This window comes from uncultured Caldilinea sp. (assembly GCF_937128415.1).
In the GTDB taxonomy this organism is placed as follows: Bacteria; Chloroflexota; Anaerolineae; order Caldilineales; family Caldilineaceae; genus Caldilinea.
This window is the reverse complement of the sequence record NZ_CAKZMJ010000022.1, coordinates 15,250-42,037: the sequence shown is the minus strand read 5'-3', so window position 1 is coordinate 42,037 and position 26,788 is coordinate 15,250. Positions and strand designations below refer to the sequence as shown.

The window sequence follows — 26,788 nt, the reverse complement described above, 5'->3', positions numbered from 1 at the left end:
GTGATCGAGCAATGGGTTGTAGAGGTCGAAGACCTGGAAGACTGGATTTATGAAGTAAACGAGCTCGCACTTCACGAGAAAGGAGAGGAGCTGACCGAGCTGCTGGCCGAGGCGTTGCTCAGCATGGACCTCTCACCGGCGGAGCGAGCGGAATGGTTGCAGGTTGTGGAAGCATGGGACCAGACTCTGCCGGAGGTCGAGATAGTGAGGCTCGCCCTGGAGCAAGGATGGGATCATCCGCCTTTGGTCGCTGTATTGCAAGGGCGCATCCCGGCGGAAGAGGGCGATGTTTCCGAACCGAACGACTCCTTGACCCAGATACGGCTCAGAATTCTCGAGCGTCAGGGGCGTTTGCAGGAGTATCTGCATTTGGCGAGGGCGGCAGGATTGTTTGCTGCGCACGTCAACATGCTGGCGCGCATGGGGCAGGTGGAGCAGACCATAGAGATGGCGCGCCTTCACCTGGTCGACGCAAGCGATTTCCTCGCTCTGGCGCAGATCCTGGCCGACCGAGGATGCATGGCCGCAGCCCTGGAGGTTGCAGCCCATGGATTGTCGCAAGCTGGAGGGAGGCGCCTTGATCTGGCGCGCTGGACTGTCCAACAAGCAGAGGCGATGGGCGATTTGACGCTCGCGCAGAGCGCAGCGGAGACTGCGTTTCTGAGCGCTATGCAGCTGGAGGATTACAAGCAGGTGCGGCGTTTGGCCGGCGAACGCTGGTCACAGGTGCGCGATCGTCTGTTGGAGCATTTGCAGCGCGTGACCGACGAGCGAGTCATCCCTATTTATCTTTACGAACGGATGTTGCCGCAGGCCATGGCCGTCATCGACCGCAATCCCTACAGCGCCTACTTCGAGCAGGTGGCCAAAGCAGCGCATATGGAGCATCCTGATTGGTGCATTCAGCACTATCAGCAACGAGCGGAAAGCATCATGGATGGGAAGAGGGCCAAACACTACGAAAGCGCAATTGAATGGCTGCGCTGCGCCCGCGAAGTCTACCTGTTGCATCAGCGCCAGATAGCCTGGGCGAACTATCTGAACGGTTTGCTTGAAAAACATGCGCGCCAATACAAATTGGTTCTCATGCTGCGCAGATTACAGTGAGGGGGCGGCGCTCTCTCCTAAATGTCGGCTGCCAGAAGCAGATCCGGCGCGTTGCTGCAGACGCCGTCCACGCCGATTTGACGCAACGCAGCAATCTCCTCAGGCCGCTCCTCGTGCCACAGAATGATCCCCAGCCCATGCTGACGCACCTGCTTCACCCATTCCGCAGTAAGCAGGCGATGAGGCTGCGGAGCCGCCGCTTCCCAGCACGGATGGACGTAATCGGCGCCGACAGCCTGGGCAAGTTTGACCGGATCGACGTTGGGCGCGCTGAAAAGCACCGAAGTGGGAATGGCTGGATCGAATTGTTTGACTGCGGCGATCCAATCAGGGCGAAACGATCCCACGATCGCCTGATGCTTGAGGTCAAAGCATTGCATCGCCTCCACCACGGCGGGCGCCGCTCCGCCTGCTTTGATTTCGATGTACAGGCCCAAATCATGCTCCAGGCAACAGGCGATCGCCTCTTCGAGCGTTGGAATCGGCTCGCGGGAGCCGTCGGGGCCGGGCACGGTGAGCTTTCTCAGCTGGGCGAGGGAAAGAGCGTTGACGGCGCCTCGGCCTTCCGTCAAATGGTCCACGACAAGGTCGTGAAAGATCACCGCCGCGCCATCGCGTGTGAGCTGGACGTCCATCTCCACCATGTCGGCGCCCAGCTCGGCAGCCTTGCGAAACGCCGCCAGCGTATTCTCCGCCGCGTAGGCTGAGGCCCCGCGATGCGCAATGCGCAGAAAGCGCAAGGCTTCCGGCGGCGTCCCCTCAGCAAGCCGTTGAATCCATCCCGCCACCCGCTCGGGGATCCAGCGCTGCAAGGCGCTCCAGGGGATCAACTGCTCGGCCTGGATGGGAAAGATTTTCGTGAATTGCCAGGCAGGCTCGAATGCGCAGCGCTGCAAATGCGTGCGCACCAGTGTGTTGGCGTAGGGTGTGCGCAACGGTCGGATTTCGCGCTCGAAGAGCGGCGTGACCCAGACGCCCCCGAAGCCGGCCCGACGCGTGGTTTGCTCGCGCAGCGTGCGAGCGTCCCGACGCTCGTGGAACCAGAGGGGGTCCGGCGCAAAAGCATGCTTGCCCGGCTCGGAAAAGACGATCAGGTGATCTCCGTCTAACAGCAGCGCGCCCTCTGACGACGCCATGGCATGCCATCCGCCATGCCAGCTCGCCTCTCCTCGACAGACGCGGCCTTCGGCATCGACGAAGACCCAGACGTGCTCCAACTCATATAAATGTTGAATGTCCCAGTCCCACCAGATGGCGTATTCGATGGCCAGCGCCGCAGGAGGACTGTCCGGCCTCCGCAGCTCGATGCGGCGTGGAAAGGAGGGTGAATCGCCGTCTTCGCGGAAGAGCGTGTATCCCACCGCCAGCGGCGGAAAAGGCTCGCGTGCATCGAAGCGAAGGATCGGCGCGTAGCGCGCGGCAAGGCTGCGCGCTTCCTCCGGCTGCTCCGTCTGCAATAAGGTGCGCAAATGGACGTCGGATAAATCTTCAGACTGAGGAATCATAGAGCCAATGGGTTATGTCCAGAGCAATGACTGCTCGGTCTTTGGGTCAAACAATTGGATTTTTTGCGTATTGAAGCGCAGGTGGACCCGGTCGCCCACTTTGCATCTGCGATTGGGATCGGCCAGCACGTGAACATGCACGTCGCCGAGGCGGACGTCGATCAGATCGTCGCGGCCTAGCGGCTCCACGACGTACACTTCGCCGGCGATCCCTTCCTCTGCAATCATAACATCTTCCGGTCGAATGCCCAGGATCACAGGGCCGCGGCCCGCAGCCTGCCCGCCGCGTTCGGCCAGCAACGGGAGATCGAAGCCTGCCCGCTGCGCGTGATAGACGCCATCGCGCAGAACGATCTCTACTTCGATGAAGTTCATAGGGGGGTTGCCCACAAAGCCGGCGATAAAGAGGGTGCGTGGACGGTCGTACAGTTCGTTAGGTGGACAATACGCCTGCAACCGTCCATCCTTCATGACGGCGACGCGATCCGCCATCGTCATCGCCTCCACCTGGTCGTGGGTCACATAGATTGCGGTGACGCCGAGGTCCATCTGCAGGCGTTTGATCTCGGCGCGCATAGACAAACGGAGGCGGGCGTCCAGGTTCGAGAGCGGTTCATCGAAGAGCAGGAGATCGGGTTGTTTGGTCAAGGCCCGCCCCAGCGCCACGCGCTGTTGCTGCCCGCCGGACAACTGGCCGGGCCGACGATCGAGCAGTTGGCTGATGCCCAGCATCTCGGCGACGCGTTGGGCGCGCGCTTTCATCTCGGCAGGCGGCACCCGCTTCAGCTTCATCGGAAAGACCAGGTTCTCATACACGGTCATGTGCGGATAGAGGGCGTAGCTTTGAAAGACCATCCCGATGTTGCGGTTCTTCGGAGGAACCTGGTTCATCACGCGGTCATCGAACAAGATGCGTCCGGCGGTGGGTTTATAGATGCCGGCGATCAGCAACAGCGTCGTCGTCTTTCCACAGCCGGAAGGGCCGAGGAAGGCGACGAATTCGCCATCGTTGATGTCGAGATTGATGTCGCGGGCGGCGTACACCGGACCCCAACGTTTCGTCAGATTTTCCAATTTTACCTTCATCGCTCACCCCTCATGAGCCGCCTTTGGCGCCGCCGGCGAAAATGCTGAGCAGGTATTCCTGCGTGAACAAGAAGAAAAGCATGACAGGGATCAATTGAAACAAGCCGACGGCCGCCACCTGGCTGTAATTGACTGGCGCAGTGTCGCTTAATAACTTGTTCAAATAGGCGGCAATGGTGCTTTGTTGTTGATCGGTGATATAGGTGTAGGGGATCAAAAATTCATTCCAACCGGATATGAACGAAAAAATGGCAAGCGCCGCAATGCCTGGCCGAATCTGCGGCAGAAGAATCTGCCACCAGGTGCGCCAGCGAGAACATCCGTCGATGAGGGCGGCGCGTTCCATGTCCCATGAAACGTGGTCGAAAAAGCCCTTCATCAGCCAGACGCCCAGGGGCAACTGCAAGGCAAGCATGACGAGAATGACTCCCCCCAGCGTGTTGTATCCGAAGCCGCCGATGATGGGGAGGTCCCGGCCTAAAATCGGAATGCGAGAGATCCAGCGCAGCACAAAAAAGATGGCGATCAGCAGCGTGACGCTGGGGAAGGCGTGCAACACCAGCGTCGTCCCCAGAAAGACGCGGCGCCCTGGAAAACTGATGCGCGACAGGACGTAGCCGGCCATCGAGGAGACCAGCACCACGCCGATCGTCAACCCGATCGCCAGGATCAACGAGTTCAAGGTGACTTTCCAGATGTTGGGGTCCTCCCACAAGAAAGACCAGTTTCTCAGCGTCAGCCCACCCACCTGCCCGGAAGCGTCCACCGGAATCAGGCCATAGGTGCGCTGCGAAAAAGTGGAGATCAGAATCCACACGTAGCCAATAAGAATGGGCACGGTTAAAATTGTTAGAATCAAGAGAAGGATCGCCACCCGCCAGCGACCGCCCATCCCCAAACGATCTTCCATCTTCCCCTCCTCTAGAGCGCCTCGATTTTGGGTTCCTGGACAAGTTGATTGAACTGGAAGTAGCGCATATAGACCAACGCCATCACGACGCCGATCAGCACCAGCACGGCCGCCAACGCTGCACCGAAGCCCCACTGAAAGTTGCCCCAGTAATTGCTGAGCGCCCGCTGGTACGCCCACAGCGACCAGACCTCTGTGCCGAATTGGCCCTCCGTCAGCAGCAATATCTGCTCAAAGGACGTCAACAGAGAAAGCGTCTGATAGGTCGTGACAAAAAGGAGCGGCCAGCGGAGCAGGGGGAGGATGAGGTAGCGAATGCGTTGCCACAGGGAGCAGCCATCGACCAGGGCCGCGACCATGTAATCGCGGGGGATGGACTCGATGGCTGAGGTGAAAATCACCATGCCAAACGATGCGCCGATAAAGCCGTTGGTCAGAATGACAAAAATCCAGGGCTGGGCAGGCAGCCAGTTTGTCGGCGGGATTCCGAGCGGGCCCAACAGGTGTTGGTTGAGAATCCCATAGGGCGCGTCGGCGGCGACATATTTCCACATCATAATGTACACAACCGAAGGCGTCAGTCGCGGCAGCAACCACAACGCCCGAAATAAAAAACCGCTTCGCCTGGGGATATGCGTGGTCAACAGCGCGATCACCAGCGCCATGCCCACGTTGAAAAGGGCCAAGGTGAGCGCCACATACATAAGCGTGTTGCGCAAGACTGGAAGGGTGTTGGGATGCGTTGCGATCCTGAGGTAGTTGTCGAATTGCACCCATTTCCAGTTGTTGAACCCCGTCGCCGTGCTCATATCGGTCAGCGAGATGACCAGCACGATCACGACCGGAATGAAGAAGAACACCACCACAAGGACGATGGCGGGCGCCATAAAAAGCAGCGGACTGAGCAGGCTGCGCAACGACGCCTTTTCTTCTGGATAGCGCGCCTTCCCAACCTCCAGCGCCTGGGCGGTTGATGCACTTTCCGACACGGTCTTCTTCCTTTCTCCTTTCGGTTGCCGACAATGGCCTTGGGACGTTGCCCTTGGGATAGCTTTTGAGATGAATCCGGTCAAACTTTGGAAGAGCGCGCGAAGCGCAACCTTTGCAGCGCTCCGCGCGCTCTTTTCACCGTTGCGCGGCTCGAGACAGCATCGCCCGAAGCCTCAGGCGAGCTTTCATTCCACGATCACCACGTCGCCCAGCTCGGTCTGCAGCAGCTCGACTGCGCCCCTGGCGGCGTCGGAAGGCGACATCTCGCCGTTTTCCGCCTTCACCATGAAATCCCACACGATGTCAAAGTAGGGGCCGTACATCACATGGTTCGGCTGATAGTAGTTGTAGTCGAGCATGTACAGAGTTTCCGAGAGCAGTCGGTCGTTGGCATACTCCGGGAAATTCGCCTGCGACTTGAGGATGCCCAGGTGGGTGCTGCCCACTGCGTGCAACGTGTTGATTTCGGGCGTCGTCGTCTTGGCCAGCAGCGCACAGGCTGCATCCTGATTCTTCTTGCCCGAGGCCTTCTCCGAGGTGATCATGTACACCAGCGGATGCGACAAGGTGCCGCCGGGCTGTCCTTTGACGCCGGAAGGCTGAAGCGCATAGCCGACGAAGCTGAAGAGGTACTCCTGGCCGCCCAAGTCCTTCACATAGTTGGCGGCCCAGTCCGCCCATTGCCAGATGCCGCCGTTCCAGAACAGCGCCTTGCCGTGGCTGACGGTGTCGTGCCAGATGCTCCATTCCGTGCCGATGAAGTTCGCCGGCGTAATTCCTTCCTCGACGACGCGACGCTGGAAGGCGTACCATTTTTCCAGCGCGTCCCGCACAACCACCAGCTTGTCTTGTTCAGGGTCGTAGAGGCGACCGCCGTACGAGAAGTAGTACTGCAGAAAATCGCCGCCCTTTCTCGGTCGGTGCCAGTAGCCGTATCCAGGCTCGACCACTCCCTTTTCCACCGCTTCCTTGGCTGTGGCGATCAGATCGTCCAGCGTAAAATCGCCGGTGCGGATGCGATCCGGCAGGGCGGCGATCTCTTCCTCCGACCAGCCCAGCTCCTGAAGTTTGGTCTTGTTGAAGAACATGGGCCGGGCTTCCGTGTCTTGAGGAACAGCCCAAATCTTGCCCTGCCACATGGTGGAATCCCACAGGCTCTCAATCACGTCGTCGAATTCCGGGTAGCGAGCCTTGCACTCGGTGAATTCCACGATGTAGCCGGCGTTGGCCCACACCGGCACATCCTCATGGCCGGAGAGCACGATGTCGGGCGCCTCGCCAGCCTCCGCAGCCAGCGTAAATTTCTTCTTGTAATCGGCCCAACCGGCGTCATCGCGTATGCCGGTGACTTTGAGTTTGTAATCCGTCACCTGCTCCGCCGCCAGAATCGGACCATCAAGCCGCCAATGCTCCACCTCGTTGCCCTGCACCCAGACCGTCAATTCAACCTCCGCCGGACCTTCGGGCGGCGCAGCGGGTGCTTCGCCCACGCCGGTGGCAGGCGCAGCAGGCGTAGGCGCTGCACACGCGGCGACCGTCAATGACAAGACCATCAATGCGATGCCTACCCATCTCCATCTTCCAATCCGCATGACTTCCTCCCTTCTAGAAATGCTTTGTTGTTGGGTTCAGGTCTAGCGACGCCTAACCGATTCCCATGCTATCTGGCGAGTGTTAACAGGCGAACCAACAAGTATTAACAGGATTTTAGAGAGATGTGATGAAACCGATAGCAAAATGAAACGATCGTTCATCGCCATGTTGAACGAAGTCGCCATCCTCGTCTACAGGCCAGGCTCGATAGGCTAGGCTCGATGCAACGGACGCTCTCTTAAGCCCTCTGCCTCGTTTGACCAACCCTCCCCTGCATCCGCTATACTTTCCCTCATGCGAAAACGAATCGTCGTCAAACTGGGCACCAGCGTCCTCACCGGCGGAGGACGTCAACTCAATCAGGCGCGCATGGTGGAGATCGCCCGACAGTGCGCCGCGCTCTACGAACAAGGCCACGATCTGATCGTCTGCACCTCCGGCGCGGTGGCGGCCGGCCGCGCACATTTGAACTTTCCGGCGCTGCCGCCCACCATCACCAGCAAACAGCTCTTCGCCGCAGTCGGCCAGCTGCAGTTGATGCGCGTCTGGGAGCGCCTCTTCGACATCTACGGCGTGCGCATCGGGCAGATCTTGCTTACGCGCAGCGACGTCGAGAACCGCCAGCGCTATATCAACGCCCGCGACACCTTCGCCGCGATGCTGGAGCATCGCATCGTGCCGGTCGTCAACGAAAATGACGCAGTCGCCACCGAGGAAATCCGCGTCGGCGACAACGACAACCTTTCGGCGCTGGTGGCGACGCTGGTCAACGCCGATCTGCTCATCCTGCTCACCGATCAGCCGGGCCTCTTCACCGCCGACCCGCGCAGCAATCCGAACGCGCAGTTGATCCCAGAGGTGCGCAAGATCGACGAGACGCTCAAGGCCATCGCCAGCGGCAGCGTCAGCGGCCTGGGCACCGGCGGCATGGCGACCAAGCTCCAGGCCGCCAACACAGCGCGCCACGCCGGCGTCGACGTGGTGATCGCCGCCGGCAGCGAACCGAACGTGATCCTACGCGTGGTCGCCGGCGAGGCGGTCGGCACGCGCTTTCCGGCGCTCACCAGCCGCATCGAGAGCCGCAAGGCCTGGATTCTGGCGGGGCCAAAGCCGGCGGGCCGCCTGGTCGTCGACGAAGGCGCGGCCTTCGCCATCTGCCACAAGGGCCGCAGCCTGTTGCCCGCCGGCATCCGCAAGGTCGAGGGCAATTTTCTGCGCGGAGATACGGTCTTGATTCTCGACGGCGAACGTCGCGAGCTGGCGCGTGGCATCGCCAGCTACACCGCCGCCGATCTGCGCAAGATCGCCGGCTGCCGCTCCGATGAGATCGAGACGATCCTGGGCTACACCTACGGCGATGTGGCCGTGCATCGCAATGATATGATTTTGTTGACAGATTGAGGTCGCAGATCGATGATAAAAACGTAAAAAATCTCTCTCATTCTTATCTTCGCTTCCCAGTTTCATTTTTATGGCGCCGATCATTCGCATCGAGGACCTCCACTACACCTATCAACATGAAGGCGGAGCCGTGCAGGCGTTGCGCGGGATCGACCTGACCATCGAGCAGGGCGAATATGTCGTGTTGCTTGGTCACAACGGCTCCGGCAAGTCCACGCTGGCGAAACACCTGAACGCGCTCTTGTTGCCGACGCAGGGCGATGTCTGGATCAACGGCTGGAACACGAAAGAGCGCCGCCATCTGCGCGAGATTCGCAGCACGGTGGGCATGGTCTTTCAACAGCCGGACAACCAGATCGTAGCGACGATCGTCGAGGAGGACGTCGCCTTTGGGCCGGAGAATCTCGGCGTGGAGCGACAGGAAATCCAGCGCCGCGTCGAGTGGTCGCTGGCGCGCGTCGATATGCTGCCGTTCCGCCATCGCGCGCCGCATCTGCTTTCGGGCGGTCAAAAGCAGCGCATCTGCATCGCCGGCGTGCTGGCGATGCAGCCGTCCGTGCTCGTGCTGGACGAAGCGACGGCGATGCTCGATCCGCTCGGCCGCCAGGAAGTGCTGGAGGTCGCCCGCCGGTTGAACCAAGAGGAGGGCGTGACGATTGTTGCGGTCACACACTTCATGCGCGAAGCCATCGAGGCCGACCGCGTGATCGTCCTGCATGAGGGCAAAATCGCCCTGCAAGGCCCCCCGCGCGCGATCTTCCAGCAGCTCGATCAACTGCGCGCCCTGAGCCTGGACGTCCCGCACGTCAGCGAGCTGGCGCAGGCGCTCCACCGCCGCTTTCCCGCCTTCCCGCCCGATCTGCTCACTCCCCAGGAGATCGCCGCCGCCGTGATCGCCTGCTGCCATGAGAACCGGGCTTCACCCCAGAGACGCAAAGAACAGCGGAATGAAGGGAGAAATGAGAGAAAAGGGACAGAAGATGACTTCGCCCCTTCCGCTCCTCGCTCCTCTTCTCGCGCGCCGCTTCTTTCCCTTCGCCGCGTGGCCCACTATTACATGCGCGGCACGCCCCTGGAGGTGAAGGCGATCGAAGACATCAACATCGAGGTGCAGCGCGGGGAAATCATCGGCGTGATCGGCCACACCGGCTCAGGCAAATCGACCGCCATTCAACACTTCAACGGCTTGTTGAAGGCGCATGAAGGGGAGGTGTGGGTGTTGGGCCAAAATTTAGCCGACCCCAACGTCGACCTGCGTGCCGTGCGCCGCGCCGTCGGCCTGGTCTTTCAAACGCCGGAGGCGCAGCTCTTCGAGCAGTACGTCGGCGACGACATCGCCTATGGTCCACGCAAGCAAGGGCTGGAAGCGGAGGAGGTGCGCGCCCGCGTGCGGCGGGCCATGGAGGCGGTCGGGCTGCCGTTCGAGGAGTTCAAAGATCGCATCACCTTCGGCCTGAGCGGCGGCCAGATGCGTCGCGTGGCGATCGCGGGCGTGCTGGCGCTCGAACCGCAAGTGTTGGTGCTCGACGAACCGACCGCCGGACTCGATCCGCAGGCGCGGCGCCAGTTGATGCGCCATATCCTCGACCTGCACAAGCAGGGTGTGACGCTGGTGATCATCTCCCACAACATGGAGGAGCTCGCCGAAATCTGCGACCGCATCTATGTGATCGCCGAGGGTCGGACGGTGATGGCGGGAACGCCCGCCGAAGTCTTCAGCCGGGCGTCCGAACTGCGCGCCATCGGGCTGGACGCGCCGGACATGACGCAGGTCGCCGAGGCGTTGAAGGCGCAGGGCCTGCTGCCTCCTGACGCCGTCATCTACACGTTGGAGCAGGCCGAGGCGGCGATCGCCGAACTCTTGTTGGCGCGCGGCGCCGTCCTGGCGGAGACCGCAGCAGGAGGGCAGGCGAGATGAGCGAGTTCGAGTATCTGCGCAACGTCACCGTCGGCCAGTACATCCCAACCGAATCGATTGTGCATCGGCTCGATCCGCGCACCAAGCTGCTGGCCGCCCTCTTCGTGGCGCTGGCGGCGACCTCCACGCGCAGCGTGCTGGCGACTTTGTTGTTGGTCGCCCTGTTGATGGGCGTAACGCGTCTGGCGCGCATCGAGGTGCGCTACGTATTGCGCGGCCTGCTGCCGGCCGCTCCCTTCATCGTCGTCCTGATGCTGATGCAGCTGCTTTTTCAAGGGCGCTTCTCCGTGTGCGAAACCGTATACTGGGAATGGGGATTCGTGCGCATCACCCCCTGCCTGATCGAGCTGGTGATTTTGGGCGCGCTGCGTCTGGTCATCTTTCTCTTCCTCGTCAGCCTGCTCACGCTGACGACGACTGCCTCGCACATTATGCACGGGATCGAGACGCTGCTGGCGCCGTTGCAGCGCATTGGGCTGCCGGTGCACGAGTTTGCGCTCGCCAACATCATTGCGCTGCGCTTCATCCCCACCATCGCCGAAGAGATGGAGCGCATCGCCAAGGCGCAGGCCAGCCGCGGGGGCGATTTCGGCGGTGAGCCCTGGTGGCGTCCCGACCGCATGGCGCGCGCCCGCCTGCCTTTGATCGTGCCGCTTTTCGTCAACACCCTGCGCCGCGCCGAAGAGCTGATCGTGGCGATGGAGGCGCGCTGCTACCTGGGGCGCAAAGGGCGCACGAAATTTGTCGACCTGCACTTCACCGGCCTCGACTGGGTGGTCATTGCGCTGAGCATCTTGTTGTGGGTGGTTCTCTGGCGAACGCCGTGGCCGACGTTCACGTGAGATCTGGACCACACCTCATGGAGTCATTGGCTCCGACGCAATCTTGTGATTCCTCTTGCGGCGTGCGAGACGGCCGGTCGGGAGTCGAACCTGTGATCCATTCGTAGATCATCGCCTTCGGCGTGACATCCTGAACAGTCGAACAAAGGAGCAAAACCGTGCTGTCGGAAGTGGAGCGACAGGCGCTCGCCTGTATTGACGACGAAGAGCTGATTCGCTGGGTGCAGGAGCTGACGCGTATCCCCAGCGTCTGGAAGCCGGAAAGCGGCCAGGGCGAGGAGGCCGCTGCGCGCTGGGTGGAGGCGCGTTGTCGAGAGATCGGTCTGGAGACGCACTTTGAATTTGTCCAGCCAGGGCGCCCCAACGTGATCGCTCTCCACCGCATGGCGGAGGGTCCGACGTTGATGTTCGAGGGGCACACCGACGTTGTCACGGAAGGAGACCCGGCGGCGTGGAGCGATCCGCCCTTCAGCGCGGTGATTCGGGGCGGTCGCATCTACGGGCGCGGCGCCAATGACATGAAGGCGGGGCTGGTCGCCGCCCTGACGGCGATCAAGGCCATCGTGCAAAGCGGCGTGCGCTTGAAAGGGACGCTGCTGCTGGGCGCGCTCTGCGACGAAGAGGGCGACATGATCGGCGTCAAGCATTTCGTCGAGCGCGGCTGGGCCGACCGGGTAAGCGCCGCCATCATCTGCGAGCCGGAGGAGAACCATCTCTGCGTGACGCAAAAAGGGGTGATGTGGATTCACGTCCTTCTGCACGGCGTGATGGCGCACGGCGCCATGCCGCTGACCGGCGTCAACAGCGCCTATCCGCTGGCGAAATTTCTTTCCCTGCTCCGTTCGTTGGAGCAGCGCATCATGGCCGAGCATGGCGTCGATCCCTTCCTTGGCAAACCGAGCATCACGCCCACCATCGTGATGAGCCCGGCGCGCGGTCACGGCGAAGCGCAGAAAAACGTCATGCCGGGCGCCTCGGAGGCCGTGCTGGACATTCGTCTGATTCCAGGGCAGGACCCCGATGCCCTGGCGCGCGAGATTGAGACCCTTCTGCAGAGCGTTGCGGCGGGCGAGGCCGGGCTGCGCTACGAATTTCGCGTGCTGGAAGTGCGCCATCCCACCTTCACGGATCCCGAGCATCCCGTAGTCGCCGCGCTGGCGAGCGCCTACGCCGATCTCACGGGTCAGTCTCCGGTGTACGGCGGCGTGCCCGGCTCCACCGACGGCACCATTCTCAACGCACGCAAGGGCATCCCTATCGTCACCTGCGGCCCCGGCGACATTCACATCCCCCACCACATCGACGAATGGGTCAGCATCGATGAGATCAAGACGGCGACGCGCCTGTATGTATTGGCCGCCATCCGCTACCTCGGGCTTGCTTGAAGGAGAGCGCTGCAATGAATGACACATTGACCGCCGTTCCCGGTTTTCGCGTTGGCCATTGGTCGGATTTCGAGGCGGCCACCGGCTGCACGGTGATCCTCTGTCCGCCGGAAGGCGCCGTCGCGGCTGTCGATGTGCGGGGCGGCTCCCCCGGCACGCGTGAGACCGATCTCCTGCGACCGGAAAACACCGTCGAACGCGTGCACGCAGTCGTGCTGGCGGGGGGAAGCGCCTTCGGGCTGGCCGCCGCCGACGGCGTCATGCGCTGGCTCAGGGAGCGCGACGTGGGTTTCGACACAGGCTTCGCCCGCGTTCCCATCGTGCCGGCGGCGATCCTCTTCGATCTGCCGGTGGGGCGAGCCGACGCCTGGCCCGGCCCCGAAGCAGGCTACGCGGCGTGCGAAGCCGCCCACGCCGGACCGGTCGAGCAGGGCAACGTCGGCGCCGGCGTGGGCGCGTCGGTCGGCAAAGGCCGCGGCATGGCCTGGGCGTGCAAGGCGGGCGTCGGCAGCGCGGCTATGCATCTCTCCAACGGGCTGGTGGTGGCGGCGCTGGCGGTCGTCAACGCCTTCGGCGCGGTCAGCGACCCGCGCACAGGCAGAGTGTTGGCGGGCGTGCGCCAACATGACGCCGAGGGACGCTTCACAGGATTCGTCGATGCTGTGGAGCTGCTGAAGGCGGGGGAGGCGCCTCATTTTGCGGGGCTCAACACCACGCTGGCGGTCGTCGCCACCAATGGGCTTCTCAGCAAGGCGGCGATGGCCAAAGTGGCGCAACAGGCGCAGGCCGGCCTGGCGCGCGCCATCCGGCCGGTTTTCTCCACCATTGACGGCGACGTCATTTTTGCGCTATCGTATGGCGAGGTGAAAGCGCACACCGATATGGTCGGCATGGCGGCGGCGGATGTGTTGGCGCAGGCGGTGGTCAACGGGGTGATCAGGGCCGCCTCCTGTTACGGGCTGCCGGCGGCGAACGATTTTCTTGGCGAGTCAGCGGTATAATTGACTTTGGAGGGGAATCGAATCCATCAAAATCATTTTCAATAACCCAAAAGGAGGAGTGAACCGTGAACATCTCAACGCGTAGCATTGTGGTCGCCGGCGTATTGATCGCCATCTCCGCCGTGTTGGCGCTCACAGGGCTGGGATACTTTCCGGTGCCCAACGTGACGGCGTCGGCGACGATCATGCAGGTTCCCCCGATCATCGGCGGCGTGCTGGAAGGTCCGCTGGTCGGCGCCGTCGTCGGCCTGGTCTTCGCACTGGATTCGTTCATCAAGTTCGCCAGCGTGGTGACGACCTCGCCGGCCTACGCCAACAATCCGACGATGGGTTGGGTGGCCGCTTTCATCATCATCTTTCTCCCCCGTCTGTTGATCGGCCCCGCCGCATGGTGGGTGTACAAAAGCCTGCGCGGAGGCAACGAAATCGCGGCCCTGGGCGCGGCGGGCGTCGCAGGCTCGCTCACCAACACTGTGCTGGTCGTGGGGCTGGCGATCCTGCTGCAGGTTTTCACCTTCGAAATCGTGGCCGTGGTCATTCCTCAGGCTGTGTTTGAGGCGATTCTGGCGGCTGTGGTGACCATCGCCGTCGTCGCCGCCTGGAAGCGCATCGAGACCGGGCGCGGCGGCTCATCGGTGTAGGGGAATCTGTCCGTTCCACTGCTTCGTGTTCAGAATTTTTTACACTCCGCTCAACCGACCTATGGGTCAGGCAATCATCTTCCAGGAAGCCCCGAGCTTCCTGGAAGATGGCGACGAAGAGCCCACATTTACACAAAAAACCGTGAACGGACCGGCGGCGGAGCCGATCCGGCTGCTGCAGCAAAGCCGGGCGGTTGTCTTTCAGTCCATGCTGAAGGTTTCCTGTTTTGGAGGGGCGCGGCTATCATACAGGTTTAGAAGAATCTTCAGCGCGACCCAGTAAAGGAACCCTGCAATGAACTGGCAATCCTACCTTGAGACGCATCAGGCAAACTTCACCGAACGATTGCTCGACTTTTTGCGCATCCCCAGCATCTCCAGCCTTCCAGAACATGCGGCCGACGTGCGCCGGGCGGGCGAATGGGTGATGACGCAGCTGCGCAACGCCGGGATGGAGCACGTCGAGATGATGGAGACGGGCGGCCATCCGGTCGTCTATGCAGACTGGCTCCATGCGCCGGGCAAGCCGACCGTCATGATCTACGGCCATTTCGACGTGCAGCCGGTCGATCCGCTTGAGCTGTGGGAGCGTCCGCCCTTTGAGCCGGTGATCAAAGATGAACGCGTCTATGCGCGTGGCGCAAGCGACGACAAGGGCAACATGCTGGCGCCGGTGCTGGCGTTGGAGGCCCTGTTAAAAACGGAGGGCGGCCTGCCCGTGAATGTGAAATGTTTCTTCGAGGGGCAGGAAGAGATCGGCAGCCCCACGCTGCCGGCCTTCATCGCTGCGCACAAGGAGAAATTTGCGTGCGACTTCATCCTCAGCGCCGACGGCGGCCAGTGGAGCGAAGAGCAGCCGGCGTTGTTGGTGGGGCTGAAAGGACTGTGCGCCCTGCAGATCGACGTGGTGGGCCCGGCCTACGACGTCCACTCCGGGCTGTATGGCGGCGTGATTCAGAACCCCATCCACGCGCTGGCGGCCATCCTGGCCTCGATGCGCAGCGCGGACGGCCGCATTCTGGTCGAAGGCTTTTACGACGACGTCGTCCCGCTCAGCGAAGCGGACCGCGCCGAGATCGCGCGCGTTCCCTACGACGAAGAGGAGGTGCTTCGCAAGCTGAACATCGACGCCTTCTTCGGCGAGCCGGGCTACACGCCGCTCGAGCGAGCCTGGGCGCGGCCTACGCTGGAGGTGAACGGCGTCTGGGGAGGTTTCCAGGGCGAAGGAGTCAAGACCGTGCTGCCGAGCGAGGCGCACGCCAAGATCACCTGCCGTCTGGTGGCGAACCAGCGCCCGGAGAAGATCGCTCACCTGGTCAAGGCGCACGTAGAGCGCCATACGCCGCCCGGCGTGCGCGTGAAAACGACAATCCTGGACAACGGCGCCCTGCCCTACCTGATGCCTGCCGATCATCCGGGCAACCTCGCCGCACGCGACGTGCTGGTGGAGGAATACGGCAAGGAGCCTTTCCTGGCGCGGTCGGGCGGCAGCATTCCGGTGACGGCGATGTTTCTGGAGTCGCTGGGGGCCTACACGGTGAGCTTCGGCTTCGCCTTGAACGACGAGCGTCAACATTCGCCCAATGAATTTTTCCGTCTGGCGAATTTCCGGCGAGGACAACGAGCCTACTGCAAATTGCTCCATCGCCTCGCCGCCTGAACGGGGGACGGCATGCGCTCTGCTGCACTGCGCTCGAGCGCCAACGTATTTTTTTTGATGGGATTTTTTGACGGGAGTCGCCGGGATTCTTTATGAAAGACGCGCGGCGCGATCTGAATCAAATTTTGCTTGAGGCGGCGCAGACGATCACCGCCGATCTGAAGCTGTCGGTCGTGCTTCCCCGCATTTTAGAAGAGCTGGCCAGACTTGTACACTACGAGAGCGCCTCCATCATGCTGCTGGAAGGCGATTGGCTCTCGACGGCGGAGCGACGTTCGGTCTTCCCTCTCCGCACGGAACCCTTTAAGTTGCGCGTCTCTGAATTGCCGCATGTTCATGCAGCGCTTTCCCAACACAGGCCCGTGTACATCGCCGATACAAGCCAGGATTCTCGCTGGAAGCCGCGCCCCGGCAATGAAAACATCCGCTCCTGGATCGGCGCCCCTTTGATAGCCAACGGCAGAATGCTTGGATTGTTGAACGTCAGCCACAGCGAACCTCATTGCTTCAGCGACGTTCACGTTGAGATTATCGGCGCCTTCGCCGCATTTGCTGCGATTGCGCTGTACAACGCCGAACTCAGCCATCGGCTGCAGACGGAGCTCAGCGAGCGCGAACGCGCCGAGGCCGACCTGCAACGCGAGCGCGCGCTGCTCGCACAGCGGCTGGCGGAGCAGACCGCCGCCCTGCGCGCCGCCAATCAGGAGATGGCGCGCGCCTCGCGCATGAAGGATGAATTTCTGGCGGCCATGAGCCACGAGCTGCGCACGCCGCTCAGTGTGATCATCAGCATGACCGATCTGTTGAGCGAAGAAGCCTACGGCGCGATCACCGAGCAGCAGCGCCAGGCTCTGGAGCGCATTGGCCAGAGCAGCAGACATCTGCTTTCTCTCATCAGCGATGTGCTCGATGTGGCGCGCATCGAGTCGGGCAAACTTCATCTGTTGGCGCAAGAGGTTGACATCGACGCCCTCTGCCGCGCCGCCATCGAACAGGCCAACATCGACGCTCGACGCCTGCATTTCACGTACAGGATTGAGCCGGACCTGCCCCCGCTCATCGCCGACGAGCGGAGATTGCGCCAGGTGTTGGTGAACATGCTCTCGAACGCCATAAAATTCACGCCCGAAGGAGGCTCCTTCGGGTTGGAGGTGGAGCGAGACAAAAGCCACGACTGCCTGGCGCTGACGGTCTGGGACACGGGCATCGGCATCGAAGAGAACGACCTGCAACGGCTCTTTCATCCTTTCATCCAACTGGACGGCAGACTAAATCGTCGCTATGAAGGCACCGGCCTCGGCCTCACGCTCGTTCATCGATTGACCGCCCTGCACGGAGGGAGCCTCGCCATCAAGAGCCGCAAGGGTGCAGGCAGCCGCTTCACCGTGCGCATCCCCTGGAGAGCCGTGCTCGAAGATGCGCCGACAGAAAAAGCTGTTGACGACGCAGCGCCGCTTGTATTGTTGGTGACGCGGCTGAAGCATGCTGAGAATCTGTTAATCGATGCTTTACAGGCGGCGGGGCGCCGCGTGGAGATCCTCCTGCCTGAAACCGAAGAAATTCCCGAAGAGCGCCCGACGATGGTCATCCTCGTCGGCTATCCTCCGCTTCGCAACACCTTGCGGACATTGCGGTCGCTTGAGGATCACGCATCGCTCGCCCGGGCGCCCAAAATCGTGTTGACGACGCTCGATCTCCCCGGTGACCGTGAAAAGGTGCTCATGGCCGGGGCGGCAGGATTTGACCTGAAGCCGCTGTCGGAACAAAAACTACAGGCGCTGTTGAACGAGAGTCGCCTGTAAGATAGAAAAGTTTTCGGCTCGAAAATTTTATGGAGAAATTCAAATGAGCACAGGAAAAGCCCCATCAGAATTAAAAACAGCGTTTCGCCGCCACCCGTTGGACGCCATCTTCAAGCCGCGCAACGTCGCCGTGATCGGTGCGACCGAAAAAGAGGGCAGCGTAGGACGCACATTGCTCTGGAATCTGATCAAGAACCCCTTCGGAGGAACCGTCTTCCCGGTCAACCCCAACCGCACGAACGTGCTCGGCATTCGCGCCTATCCGTCGATTAAAGATGTGCCGGATCAGGTCGACCTGGCCGTGATCGTGACGCCGGCGCCGACGGTGCCGGGCGTCATCGCAGAATGCGTCGAGGCCGGCGTCAAAGGAGCGATCATCATCTCCGCCGGCTTCAAAGAGACGGGCGAAGAGGGCGCTAAGTTGGAACAGCAGATCCTGGAGATCGCCCGCAACGCACAGATGCGCATCATCGGCCCGAACTGTCTGGGCGTGATGAGCCCGCTCACCGGCATCAACGCCACCTTCGCCAAAGGCATGGCGCTGCCGGGCAGCGTCGGCTTCATCAGCCAAAGCGGCGCGCTCTGCACCTCGGTGCTCGACTGGAGCCTGGAGGAGAACGTCGGCTTCAGCGCCTTCGTGTCGATCGGCTCGATGCTCGATGTGGACTGGGCGGATTTGATCTACTATCTCGGCGATGACCCGCGCACCAAGGCCATCGTGATGTACATGGAGACGATCGGCGACGCGCGGCGCTTTCTCTCCGCGGCGCGCGAGGTCGCGCTCGCCAAGCCGATCATCGTGATCAAAGCCGGCCGCACCGCCGCCGCCGCCAAAGCCGCCGCCTCGCACACCGGGTCGCTCGCCGGCAGCGACGACGTGCTCGACGCCGCCTTCCGCCGCGTGGGCGTGCTGCGCGTCGACCGCATCGCCGACATCTTCTACATGGCGGAAGTACTGTCCAAACAGCCGCGCGCCCAGGGCCCCAACCTCACGATCGTCACCAACGCTGGCGGGCCAGGCGTGCTCGCCACTGATGCGCTCATTTTGGGCGGCGGCAAGTTGACCGAACTCTCCGAACAGACGCTCGCCGAGTTGAACAGCTTCCTGCCGCCGGCCTGGAGCCATGGCAACCCGATCGACATTCTGGGAGACGCCAGCCCGGAGCGCTACGCCAAGGCGCTCGAGGTGGCGGCCAAGGACAAGCAGGCCGACGGCCTGTTGGTGATCCTGACGCCCCAGGACATGACCGACCCCACGCGCACCGCAGAGGAGGTTCGCAAGGTGGCCCCCACGTTGGGGAACAAGCCGCTGCTGGCCAGCTGGATGGGCGGCGCCGACGTCGCCGCCGGCATCTCCATCCTCAACCGCGCCAGCATCCCCACCTTCCCCTATCCGGACACGGCGGCGCAGGTCTTCAACTACATGTGGCGCTACAGCTACAACCTGAAAGGCATCTACGAAACGCCTTCGTTGCCGGTGGCCAGCGAAGCCGAGGCCATGCATCGCAACCGGGCGCGACGCCTGATCGATCAGGTGCGCGAAAAAGGACGCACGATCCTGACCGAGTTCGAGTCCAAGCAGATCTTCGCCGCCTACGGCATTCCCACCGTCGAGACTCGCCTCGCTCTCACCGTCGACGAAGCGGTCAAGGAGGCGCAGGCGATCGGGTATCCGGTGGTGCTCAAACTCAACTCCGAGACGATCACGCACAAATCGGACGTCAAAGGCGTGCAGCTCAATTTGCAGAATGAAGAGGCGGTGCGCAGGGCTTTTGAGGAAATTCGCACCGCCGTCACAGCACGACACGGCGCGCAGCATTTCCAGGGCGTCACCGTGCAACCCATGGTGAAGTTAGATGGCTACGAGCTGATTATCGGCAGCAGCATCGACCCGCAGTTTGGGCCGGTCTTGCTCTTCGGCACAGGCGGCGTGCTCGTCGAGGTCTATCGAGACCGCGCGTTGGGGCTTCCTCCGCTGAACACCACGCTGGCGCGACGCATGATGGAGCAAACAAAAATCTGGGAGGCGCTGCAGGGCGTCCGCGGGCGCAAGCCGGTGGACACCGAGGCGCTGGCGCGGCTGCTCGTGCGCTTCAGTCAACTCGTCGTCGAACAGCGCTGGATCAAAGAGATCGACATCAACCCGCTGCTGGCCTCGCCGGAGCAGATCGTCGCGCTCGACGCTCGCATCGTCCTGCACGACCCGGAGATGAGCGAGGAGGAGCTGCCGCGCCCTGCCATCCGCCCCTACCCGGCGCAATACAGCGGCTCTTTCACCCTGCAGAATCAGGAAGAGGTGTACATCCGCCCCATCCGTCCAGAAGATGAGCCGATGATGGCCTCCTTCAACCGCACGCTTTCGCCCTACAGCATCTACCTGCGCTACTTCCATCCTGTCTCGCCGGCGCAGTTGATGTCTCATGAGCAGCTTGCGATGCTCTGTTTCATCGACTATGACCGGGAAATGGCGCTTGTGGCCGAGCGCAGAGACGACCGCGGCCGCGTGCAGATTGTAGGCATGGGGCAGCTGACCAAACTGCAGGGGACGAACGACGGCGAATTCGCCATCCTAATCAGCGATCAATATCAGCGCACCGGATTGGGAACCGAGCTGCTCAGACGCCTGATTCAGATCGGTCGCGATGAAAAGCTCGATCGCATCGTCGCCGAGATTCTGCCGGAGAACGAGGGCATGCGCCGCATCTGCCAGAAACTCGGCTTTAGCTTCAGCAGAGTGCCGGGCAGCAACGTGATCTTTGCGGAGCTTCCCTTGCACGCACACAACGGAGGCGCGGCTCCCCAGCCACACGCCGCCGATAGAGCGTAGGCCGGTGGGTTGACCGACGAAGCACACTTCGAGCCGGCGCTGACAAGATTGTCGGATTAAAGCGCGGCCGCCTCGTAGGCGAAGCATGCATCTTCCAGGAAGCTCTGAAGCTTCCTGGAAGACTGCGGCGAGCATTTCATGCCGCTTTGCATACCAGCGCCGCCTAGGCCATCTGCATCCAGGCTTCCATGGCGGCGTCCAGCTCCGCCTCGGTCTCCGCATACGCCCGACCGATTTGCTGGATCGCGTCGAGGTCCTGCGCTTCGGTCGCCGCATGGAGCGCCTTTTCCAGCTCAACGAGGCGCGCCTCCAGCATGTGCACTCGACTCTCCGCTTCGGCGATGGCCCGCGCCCGGCGACGCTCTTCGGCGCGCATCTGTTTGCCGACCTCGTAGTCGTTGCGCCGGTCTGATTGCACGGGCGCATTCTGCCTGGCGCGCTCGGCGGCCTGTTGGCGGGCTGCCTGCAGCTCGGCGTAGGTTCCTGGAAAGACCTCCAAGCGCCCATTGCGCAGCTCCCACACCTGCGTCGCCAGGCGGTCGATCAGATAGCGGTCGTGCGAGACGAGCAGGATCGAGCCGTCGAACTCTTCGAGCACCTGCTGCAGCACCTCCTGCGCCGGAATGTCGAGGTGGTTGCTCGGCTCGTCCAGCAGCAGGAAGTTGGCGCCTTCGAGCGCCAGGATGGCCAGCGCCAGCCGCGCCCGCTCGCCGCCGCTGAGCAGCCGCACCGGCTTGAAGACATCCTCCCCTCGGAAAAGATAGTGCGCCAGATAGTCGCGCGCCGGGCCGAGCAACATCTGCTTGTGGCGGAGCAGCTCATCGAGCACCGTGTTGTCCGGATTCAATCGCTCGTGCGCCTGAGAGAAGTAGCCGATCTTCAGGCTGGCGCCGAACTTGATTTGGCCTGCAAGCGGCGCCAGCTCGCCCATCAACGTGCGCAAGAAGGTCGTCTTGCCGCTGCCATTGGGGCCGATCAGCGCGGCGCACTCCCCGCGTTCGAGCGTGAGCGGCTCGGCGGTGAAGAGCGTTTTGCCCGGATAGCCGATCGTCAGTGCAGTCGTGCGCAGGACGAGGTTGCCGCTGCGCAGCGTCGATTTGAGCTTGAGGTTGAGCTGAGGCGGTCGCACCAGGGGGTTGCGCAGCCTTTTGATCGCCTGCTCGACGTCCATGACGCCCCATTTCGCCTCTGAAATGTCGACCTCCTCCATGACCTGGCCCCAATTTTTGCGGAGCAGCAGGTCAAGGCCGCCCGCCTCCACGACGCGCACCTCGCGCACCAGTCGGCGCAGTCGCCCCACCGCCTGGGCGCGCGTGGCGTCGCGGGCGATGTTGCGTTTGATGTAGTCCAGTTCGTTCAGAAACCGTTCTTTGGCTGCCAGGAACTCCGCCTCGCGGCGCTCCCAGCGTTCCTGGCGCTGTTGCACATAGTGGCTGTAGTTGCCGCTGTAAATTTCAAAGCCCGACCGGCTCAGTTCCCAGATGCGATTCACCACGTTGTCGAGAAAATAGCGGTCGTGGGAGACCACCAACAATGCGCCCTCCCAGGTGCGCAACATTCCTTCCAGCCATTCGACCGCCTGCATGTCAAGGTGATTGGTCGGCTCGTCGAGGATGAGCAGGTCGGGTTTTTCGAGCAGCAAACGCGCCAACAGGGCGCGCGTCTTCTGCCCGCCGCTCAACATCGAGATTTGCAGATTCCACTCGCTGCGCGTAAAGCCGAGGCCGTAGAGCACTTGTCCGATGCGCGTTTCGTACTCGTAGCCGCCGGCGCGCTCGAACTGCTCCTGCGCGGCGCTATAGTCGGCCAGCAACGCTTCACTGGGTTTTTCGGCCATGCGCTGCTCGAGTCGACGCAGCTCCGCCTCCTGGCGCCGCAGATCGGCGAAGACGGTCAGCATTTCGTCGTGCAAGGTGTTGTTTCGACCTGCAAAAGCGTCGATCGCTTCCTGGCGCAGGTAGCCGATGCGAGCCCCGCGCGCCAGCGTCACGCTTCCGGTCGTCGGCTGCAGCAGGCCGGCCAGCACGCGCAGCAACGTGGTCTTGCCGATGCCATTGGGGCCGACGAGGCCGATCTTGGCGTCTTTCGCAATCGAGGCCGAAACCCCCATGAAGACATCGTAGTCGCCGAAGGAAACGCCCAGGTTCGTAGCTGTTAAAATCGACATGGTCTGTATAGAGTGAAAGCGCTCGCCATATTGCTACGCTTGCCTAAACGGGCGCATGCGATCAGCGCGTATATAGCTCCAGCGGCAGATGCGGCGCGCGGTTGAGATAGCGCACCGCGATCAGGCCGCCCTCTAAAAAGTCCACGCGGCTGACGCCTGTGTTGAGATGAGAAAAGAAAAAGTTCGGCTGTTCGCCTGCGCCGATCAGCGCCTTGAGCAGTTGATCCATGAAGGTGCCGTGCGTCACCAGCAGGATGACCTCGTCCTTGCGCGTCTTCGCCCATGCGCACAACGTCTCGGCGACGCGCCGTGCGCGCGCCGTGCAATGTTCGATTTCTTCGTAGCCGTTCCACCACCAGCCGTCTTCGGTCACTTCCGGCGGCAGGAGAAAGCCTGGGAAACGCTGCTGCATTTCCGCCCTGCCCATGCCGGAGAAGTTGACGGCCGTTCCGTTGCGTGGGTCGCCGGTGAAGAGGCCGCCGTGCTCGTGAATGTCCACCCAGACTTCAGGCGCCAGGCCGAGCGCAGCGGCCAGCGGCGCGGTCGTGCGCAGCGCGCGCAACATCGGGCTGGTGTAGAGGGCGGTCACCGGCTGCTCGCTGATGCTGGCGCGGCGCTCGGTGAGGTCGGCGTCGGATTGCGCCGCGTCTCCGAAGAACTGCGCCAGACGCCGGGCCTGCTCTTCGCCGACCGGCGTCAGGTCAGGTTCATGGCTGCGCGTGGCGATGTATTCGTCGTACGTCATCTTGTCGGCCAGCACATTGTTCTCCGATTGTCCGTGACGAACAAGCAACACTCGCATAGGGGTTTCTCTGCGTTTTTACAACGTTGGGACGACCTTCGCCATACGCTCCAGCATCTTCTCCAGGTCCTGCGTGCGCTCGGCGATGCTGAAGCGCACGTGGCCTTCGCCGGCCGGGCCGAAGGCGCTGCCCGGCGTGCCTACGATCAGCGCCTCGTCGATCAGCGCCTGCGTGATCTCCAGGCTGCTTTTGCGCGTCTGCGTGAAGCGCGGGAAGACGTAAAACGCGCCCTCCACTGGCGGACACTCGATGCCGGGAATTTCCTCGAAGGCGTCGAGCACCATGCGCCGGCGTTGGTCGTAGACGGCCACCATCTCCTTGACGCACTCCTGCGGCCCGTTGAGCGCGGCCACGCCGGCGGCCATGGTGAAGCTGGCGGCGGACTGCGCGCTGTGCGTCTGGTAGACGCGCGCCAGTTTGACGATCGGCTCCGGCCCCGCCAGCCAGCCGAGTCGCCAGCCGGTCATGGCGTAGGCTTTGCTAAAGCCGTTGACGATGATCGTGCGTTCGGCCATTCCGGGCTCGGCGGCCAGGCTATAGTGCACGTGGTCATCGTAGATAATGTGTTCGTAGATTTCATCGCTGATCACGTAAAGATCGTGCTGTTGGGCGACGTACACGATGGCGTCGATCTCGGCGCGGGTGAGCACGCGGCCGGTCGGGTTGTTCGGGCTGTTGACCATCAGCGCTTTGGTGCGCGGGGTGACGTATTGTTCGAGCAGGTCGGCGGTGACGCGAAAGTGATCTGCGCCGGAGAGCGGCACGCGCACCGGGTTGCCGCGATGGAGCAGGATCATCGGCGCATAGCTGACCCAGGAAGGATCGAGGATCATGACGTCGTCGCCCGGCTCCAGCAGGGCGGCCAACGCAGCGAAGAGCGCCCACTTTGCGCCAGGCGTCACCATGATCTGCGCCGGCGTGATGTGATGGACGTTGTTTTCGCGCTTGAGCTTGTTCACGATGGCGTCGAGCAGCGCCGGCGTGCCGAAGGCGGGCGGATAGTGCGTGTCGCCCGCCTCGATGGCGCGAACGCCCGCCTCAACGATATGCCGCGGGGTGTCGAAGTCGGGTTCGCCGCCGGCCAGGTTGACGACATCCTTGCCCGCCATGCGCAGCTCTCGCCCGCGCTGCATCATCATGGTGGTGGGGGACGGCGGCACACTTTGCACGGTGGTGGAAAGCGGTTTCATGGTCATGTATCCCTTTGCATTTTTTTTTTTTTTTTTTTTTTTTTTTTTTTTTTTTTTTTTTTTCTTGCGTTTCCGGAGCTCATCCTGAAGGTTTTTCCATAAGTTCACCTCCAGGCTCACCGATTCTGCGACGATCAAATCCTGTCCATTATCGGTGATCGATGGGCTTCGACCAAGCTGGCGTTTGCAGTGGAGAGAATTTCAACGACTCACGTTGCGCAGGTAGACAACGCGGTCGGCGTCAGCGTTGGCGAATTCCTCATCCTCTCACACCGACCGCTGAAGGCGCTGTGAGGAGTCAGGGCGAGGGGGCAACCACCAAGACACTAAGACACAAAGGACACTTCAAAGAGGGGAAAAAACGCTAAATCCTCGTATTCTTGGTGTCTTTGCACCTTCGTGGTGATATTTTAAGCGCCTGGCTGTCAGGTCAATGGTGGAATGAGGGCAAAGGGCAGGAGACAAAAGCGAATGATTGGAGGCGTCCGGTTGCACAAAGAGAATGAACATCTTCTGTGTAACGTAAGTTAACAACTGAGGTGAGCAGAACAGGAACGACCGATATTCTCCAGCGCCTTTGCAATGGCGTGCTGATGTAAAGAGCTGTTGCGGAACTCATCCCACGAGAGATCAGCGCTGAACTCGCAGGCCTCCCTTGCAGCGATCAACATATCATGGGAATCCTCTCGCGGTGCAGAGCCGAAAATCGATAATTCGGCGACGCGCCAACAACGGCAGAAATCAGCAATTGCTTCCTTGTGCAGATCGATCTGTAAAGACATAAACTCGTTTCCTTGTTTGCCCCCGCCGGCCTCTGGACCGGAGATATGCGCCACTGCGCCCCCTTCACGCCCGGAAAAAGTTGGTCACAAAGAACCAGAGGTTCGCCGGACGCTCGGCCAGCCGACGCATGAAGTAGGGATACCACGCCGTGCCGTAGGGGACGTAGATGCGCACGCAGTGACCCTCGGCCGCCAGTTGCTCTTGTCGCTCGCGACGGATGCCGTAGAGCAGCTGAAACTCGTAGGCGTCCTTCGGGATGCGATGAGCGTCCGCATAGCGTTGCACCGCGCGGATTATGGCGTCGTCATGGGTGGCGACGGCCAGATGGACGCCGCGCGCGCGGGCGCGTTCGCTCAACAGCTGCTCCGCCAGCCGGATGAAGGCGGCGTCGGTGTCCGCCTTGCGCGCATAGGCGACCGTGGGCGGCTCCTTGTACGCCCCCTTGACCAGCCGCACCCAGGCGCCCTCCTCGATCAACCGGCGCACATCCTCTTCGCTGCGATAGAGATACGCCTGAATCACGACGCCGACATTGTCGAAGCCTTCGCCGTGGCGCAGACGCCGATAGATGTCGAACGTGGTGTCCACCAACGCGCTCTCCTCCATGTCGATGCGCACGCGCAGGCCATGCGCCTGGGCGCGGGCGAGGATGGCGCGCAGGTTTTCCAACGCCAGATTCTCGGCGATCTTGACGCCGAGCTGGCTGAGTTTGACCGAAACATAGGCGTCGACGCCGCTTTCCTGGATGCGGTCTAGCAACAACAAAATCTGATCGCGTGCAGCGTTCGCCTCCTCCGCCTGGGTGACGCTTTCGCCGAGATAGTCGAGCGCCGCCTTCAGGCCTTTGGCGTTGAGTTGGCGTGCGACGGCGATGGCCTCATCGACCGATTCGCCGGCGATGAAGCGGCTGGCGACGCGCCACGCCGGGCCGAAACCGGTCACTGCGCGTCTCGCCCAGGTGGAGCGGGAAAGCGAAAGCAGCAGGCTGCGCAGCCATGTCTCCCCGTGGCGATAGAACACATAGCCGGCGACGGCTGCAGAGAGCAAGAAGAAAAAGCTCGGCGGCTGTCGGGTTTCGGAACGGGGTGCAACAGGTCTCCTGTTCATGGTGGCGCCTCGTCGCTCGGTCTCGTCGCTTGATGGATGGTTGCAATCAACACTCCACATTCACCCAGAA

The 26,788-nt window shown here is 62.0% G+C and carries 20 protein-coding genes; 10 read left to right on the top strand and 10 right to left on the bottom strand.

The annotated features are described in order from the left end of the window. On the top strand, nt 1-1,107 hold a 1,107-nt coding region (locus Q0367_RS02610; protein WP_298980832.1), incomplete at its 5' end, for a hypothetical protein. 17 nt (nt 1,108-1,124) lie between these two features. On the opposite strand, the gene Q0367_RS02605 is transcribed toward Q0367_RS02610, so the two are convergent. The 5 genes from Q0367_RS02605 to Q0367_RS02585 form a co-directional block, all read right to left on the bottom strand. Further along, on the bottom strand, nt 1,125-2,612 hold the full coding sequence (locus tag Q0367_RS02605) for a glycerophosphodiester phosphodiesterase family protein (protein ID WP_298980831.1): 1,488 nt from the start codon (nt 2,610-2,612) through the stop codon (nt 1,125-1,127). Between the two features lie 12 nt (nt 2,613-2,624). Further along, on the bottom strand, nt 2,625-3,698 hold the full coding sequence (locus tag Q0367_RS02600; RefSeq protein ID WP_298980830.1) for an ABC transporter ATP-binding protein: 1,074 nt from the start codon (nt 3,696-3,698) through the stop codon (nt 2,625-2,627). A gap of 10 nt (nt 3,699-3,708) precedes the next feature. Then, nucleotides 3,709-4,608 carry a carbohydrate ABC transporter permease gene (locus Q0367_RS02595; protein ID WP_297631331.1) on the bottom strand — a complete coding sequence of 300 codons (900 nt, stop codon included), beginning with the start codon at nt 4,606-4,608 and terminating at the stop codon, nt 3,709-3,711. Between the two features lie 11 nt (nt 4,609-4,619). Further along, nucleotides 4,620-5,597, bottom strand: a complete 978-nt coding sequence (locus tag Q0367_RS02590; protein ID WP_297631334.1) for a carbohydrate ABC transporter permease — start codon at nt 5,595-5,597, stop codon at nt 4,620-4,622. A 186-nt stretch (nt 5,598-5,783) separates the two neighbouring features. After that, the gene (locus Q0367_RS02585; protein ID WP_298980828.1) at nt 5,784-7,151 is read right to left on the bottom strand and encodes an ABC transporter substrate-binding protein; all 1,368 of its coding nucleotides are present in this window, start codon (nt 7,149-7,151) and stop codon (nt 5,784-5,786) included. A gap of 334 nt (nt 7,152-7,485) precedes the next feature. On the opposite strand from Q0367_RS02585, the gene proB reads away from it, so the two are divergent. The 9 genes from proB to acs all read left to right on the top strand — a co-directional run bounded on the left by proB (nt 7,486) and on the right by acs (nt 20,668). Next, nucleotides 7,486-8,592, top strand: a complete 1,107-nt coding sequence (proB, locus tag Q0367_RS02580) for a glutamate 5-kinase (protein ID WP_297631339.1) — start codon at nt 7,486-7,488, stop codon at nt 8,590-8,592. A gap of 70 nt (nt 8,593-8,662) precedes the next feature. Beyond that, the gene (locus Q0367_RS02575) at nt 8,663-10,510 is read left to right on the top strand and encodes an energy-coupling factor transporter ATPase (protein ID WP_297631342.1); all 1,848 of its coding nucleotides are present in this window, start codon (nt 8,663-8,665) and stop codon (nt 10,508-10,510) included. Beyond that, nucleotides 10,507-11,352, top strand: a complete 846-nt coding sequence (locus Q0367_RS02570) for an energy-coupling factor transporter transmembrane protein EcfT (RefSeq protein ID WP_297631345.1) — start codon at nt 10,507-10,509, stop codon at nt 11,350-11,352. The genes Q0367_RS02575 and Q0367_RS02570 overlap by 4 nt, the downstream gene beginning before the upstream one ends. Before the next feature lie 158 nt (nt 11,353-11,510). After that, the gene (locus Q0367_RS02565) at nt 11,511-12,737 is read left to right on the top strand and encodes a M20 family metallopeptidase (RefSeq protein WP_297631348.1); all 1,227 of its coding nucleotides are present in this window, start codon (nt 11,511-11,513) and stop codon (nt 12,735-12,737) included. Nucleotides 12,738-12,751: 14 nt separating this feature from the next. Further along, complete coding sequence (locus tag Q0367_RS02560) at nt 12,752-13,738, top strand: P1 family peptidase (protein WP_297631352.1); 987 nt, start codon at nt 12,752-12,754, stop codon at nt 13,736-13,738. A 65-nt stretch (nt 13,739-13,803) separates the two neighbouring features. Next, a complete protein-coding gene (locus Q0367_RS02555) occupies nt 13,804-14,379 on the top strand; it encodes an ECF transporter S component (RefSeq protein WP_297631355.1) in 576 nt (191 codons plus the stop codon). 295 nt (nt 14,380-14,674) lie between these two features. Then, on the top strand, nt 14,675-16,039 hold the full coding sequence (locus tag Q0367_RS02550) for a dipeptidase (protein ID WP_297631357.1): 1,365 nt from the start codon (nt 14,675-14,677) through the stop codon (nt 16,037-16,039). A gap of 92 nt (nt 16,040-16,131) precedes the next feature. Then, on the top strand, nt 16,132-17,841 hold the full coding sequence (locus Q0367_RS02545; RefSeq protein ID WP_298980827.1) for an ATP-binding protein: 1,710 nt from the start codon (nt 16,132-16,134) through the stop codon (nt 17,839-17,841). A gap of 43 nt (nt 17,842-17,884) precedes the next feature. After that, nucleotides 17,885-20,668 (top strand): acetate--CoA ligase alpha subunit, encoded by a 2,784-nt coding sequence (gene acs / locus Q0367_RS02540; protein WP_298980826.1) that lies wholly within the window; start codon nt 17,885-17,887, stop codon nt 20,666-20,668. Nucleotides 20,669-20,831: 163 nt separating this feature from the next. On the opposite strand, the gene abc-f is transcribed toward acs, so the two are convergent. The 5 genes from abc-f to Q0367_RS02515 all read right to left on the bottom strand — a co-directional run bounded on the left by abc-f (nt 20,832) and on the right by Q0367_RS02515 (nt 26,718). Further along, nucleotides 20,832-22,835 carry a ribosomal protection-like ABC-F family protein gene (gene abc-f / locus Q0367_RS02535; RefSeq protein WP_298980825.1) on the bottom strand — a complete coding sequence of 668 codons (2,004 nt, stop codon included), beginning with the start codon at nt 22,833-22,835 and terminating at the stop codon, nt 20,832-20,834. 61 nt (nt 22,836-22,896) lie between these two features. Beyond that, entirely contained in the window at nt 22,897-23,637 is a 741-nt protein-coding gene (locus tag Q0367_RS02530) for a histidine phosphatase family protein (RefSeq protein WP_297631366.1), read from the bottom strand. An 18-nt stretch (nt 23,638-23,655) separates the two neighbouring features. Beyond that, a complete protein-coding gene (locus Q0367_RS02525) occupies nt 23,656-24,828 on the bottom strand; it encodes a pyridoxal phosphate-dependent aminotransferase (RefSeq protein WP_297631369.1) in 1,173 nt (390 codons plus the stop codon). A gap of 527 nt (nt 24,829-25,355) precedes the next feature. Beyond that, complete coding sequence (locus tag Q0367_RS02520; protein WP_297631371.1) at nt 25,356-25,610, bottom strand: hypothetical protein; 255 nt, start codon at nt 25,608-25,610, stop codon at nt 25,356-25,358. 64 nt (nt 25,611-25,674) lie between these two features. Further along, nucleotides 25,675-26,718: a proline dehydrogenase family protein gene (locus Q0367_RS02515; RefSeq protein ID WP_297631374.1), complete on the bottom strand. Its 1,044-nt coding sequence runs from the start codon at nt 26,716-26,718 to the stop codon at nt 25,675-25,677. Between the last annotated feature and the right edge of the window lie 70 nt (nt 26,719-26,788).

Coding starts and splice junctions, on each gene's coding strand:
- Q0367_RS02600 (WP_298980830.1), bottom strand. CDS start 3,698: ATGAAGGTAAAATTGGAAAATCTGACGAAACGTTGGGGTCCGGTGTAC.
- acs (WP_298980826.1), top strand. CDS start 17,885: ATGAGCACAGGAAAAGCCCCATCAGAATTAAAAACAGCGTTTCGCCGC.
- Q0367_RS02585 (WP_298980828.1), bottom strand. CDS start 7,151: ATGGTCTTGTCATTGACGGTCGCCGCGTGTGCAGCGCCTACGCCTGCT.
- Q0367_RS02530 (WP_297631366.1), bottom strand. CDS start 23,637: ATGCGAGTGTTGCTTGTTCGTCACGGACAATCGGAGAACAATGTGCTG.
- Q0367_RS02515 (WP_297631374.1), bottom strand. CDS start 26,718: ATGAACAGGAGACCTGTTGCACCCCGTTCCGAAACCCGACAGCCGCCG.
- Q0367_RS02570 (WP_297631345.1), top strand. CDS start 10,507: ATGAGCGAGTTCGAGTATCTGCGCAACGTCACCGTCGGCCAGTACATC.
- Q0367_RS02560 (WP_297631352.1), top strand. CDS start 12,752: ATGAATGACACATTGACCGCCGTTCCCGGTTTTCGCGTTGGCCATTGG.
- Q0367_RS02550 (WP_297631357.1), top strand. CDS start 14,675: ATGAACTGGCAATCCTACCTTGAGACGCATCAGGCAAACTTCACCGAA.
- abc-f (WP_298980825.1), bottom strand. CDS start 22,835: ATGTCGATTTTAACAGCTACGAACCTGGGCGTTTCCTTCGGCGACTAC.
- Q0367_RS02525 (WP_297631369.1), bottom strand. CDS start 24,828: ATGAAACCGCTTTCCACCACCGTGCAAAGTGTGCCGCCGTCCCCCACC.
- Q0367_RS02605 (WP_298980831.1), bottom strand. CDS start 2,612: ATGATTCCTCAGTCTGAAGATTTATCCGACGTCCATTTGCGCACCTTA.
- Q0367_RS02575 (WP_297631342.1), top strand. CDS start 8,663: ATGGCGCCGATCATTCGCATCGAGGACCTCCACTACACCTATCAACAT.
- Q0367_RS02545 (WP_298980827.1), top strand. CDS start 16,132: ATGAAAGACGCGCGGCGCGATCTGAATCAAATTTTGCTTGAGGCGGCG.
- proB (WP_297631339.1), top strand. CDS start 7,486: ATGCGAAAACGAATCGTCGTCAAACTGGGCACCAGCGTCCTCACCGGC.
- Q0367_RS02595 (WP_297631331.1), bottom strand. CDS start 4,608: ATGGAAGATCGTTTGGGGATGGGCGGTCGCTGGCGGGTGGCGATCCTT.
- Q0367_RS02520 (WP_297631371.1), bottom strand. CDS start 25,610: ATGTCTTTACAGATCGATCTGCACAAGGAAGCAATTGCTGATTTCTGC.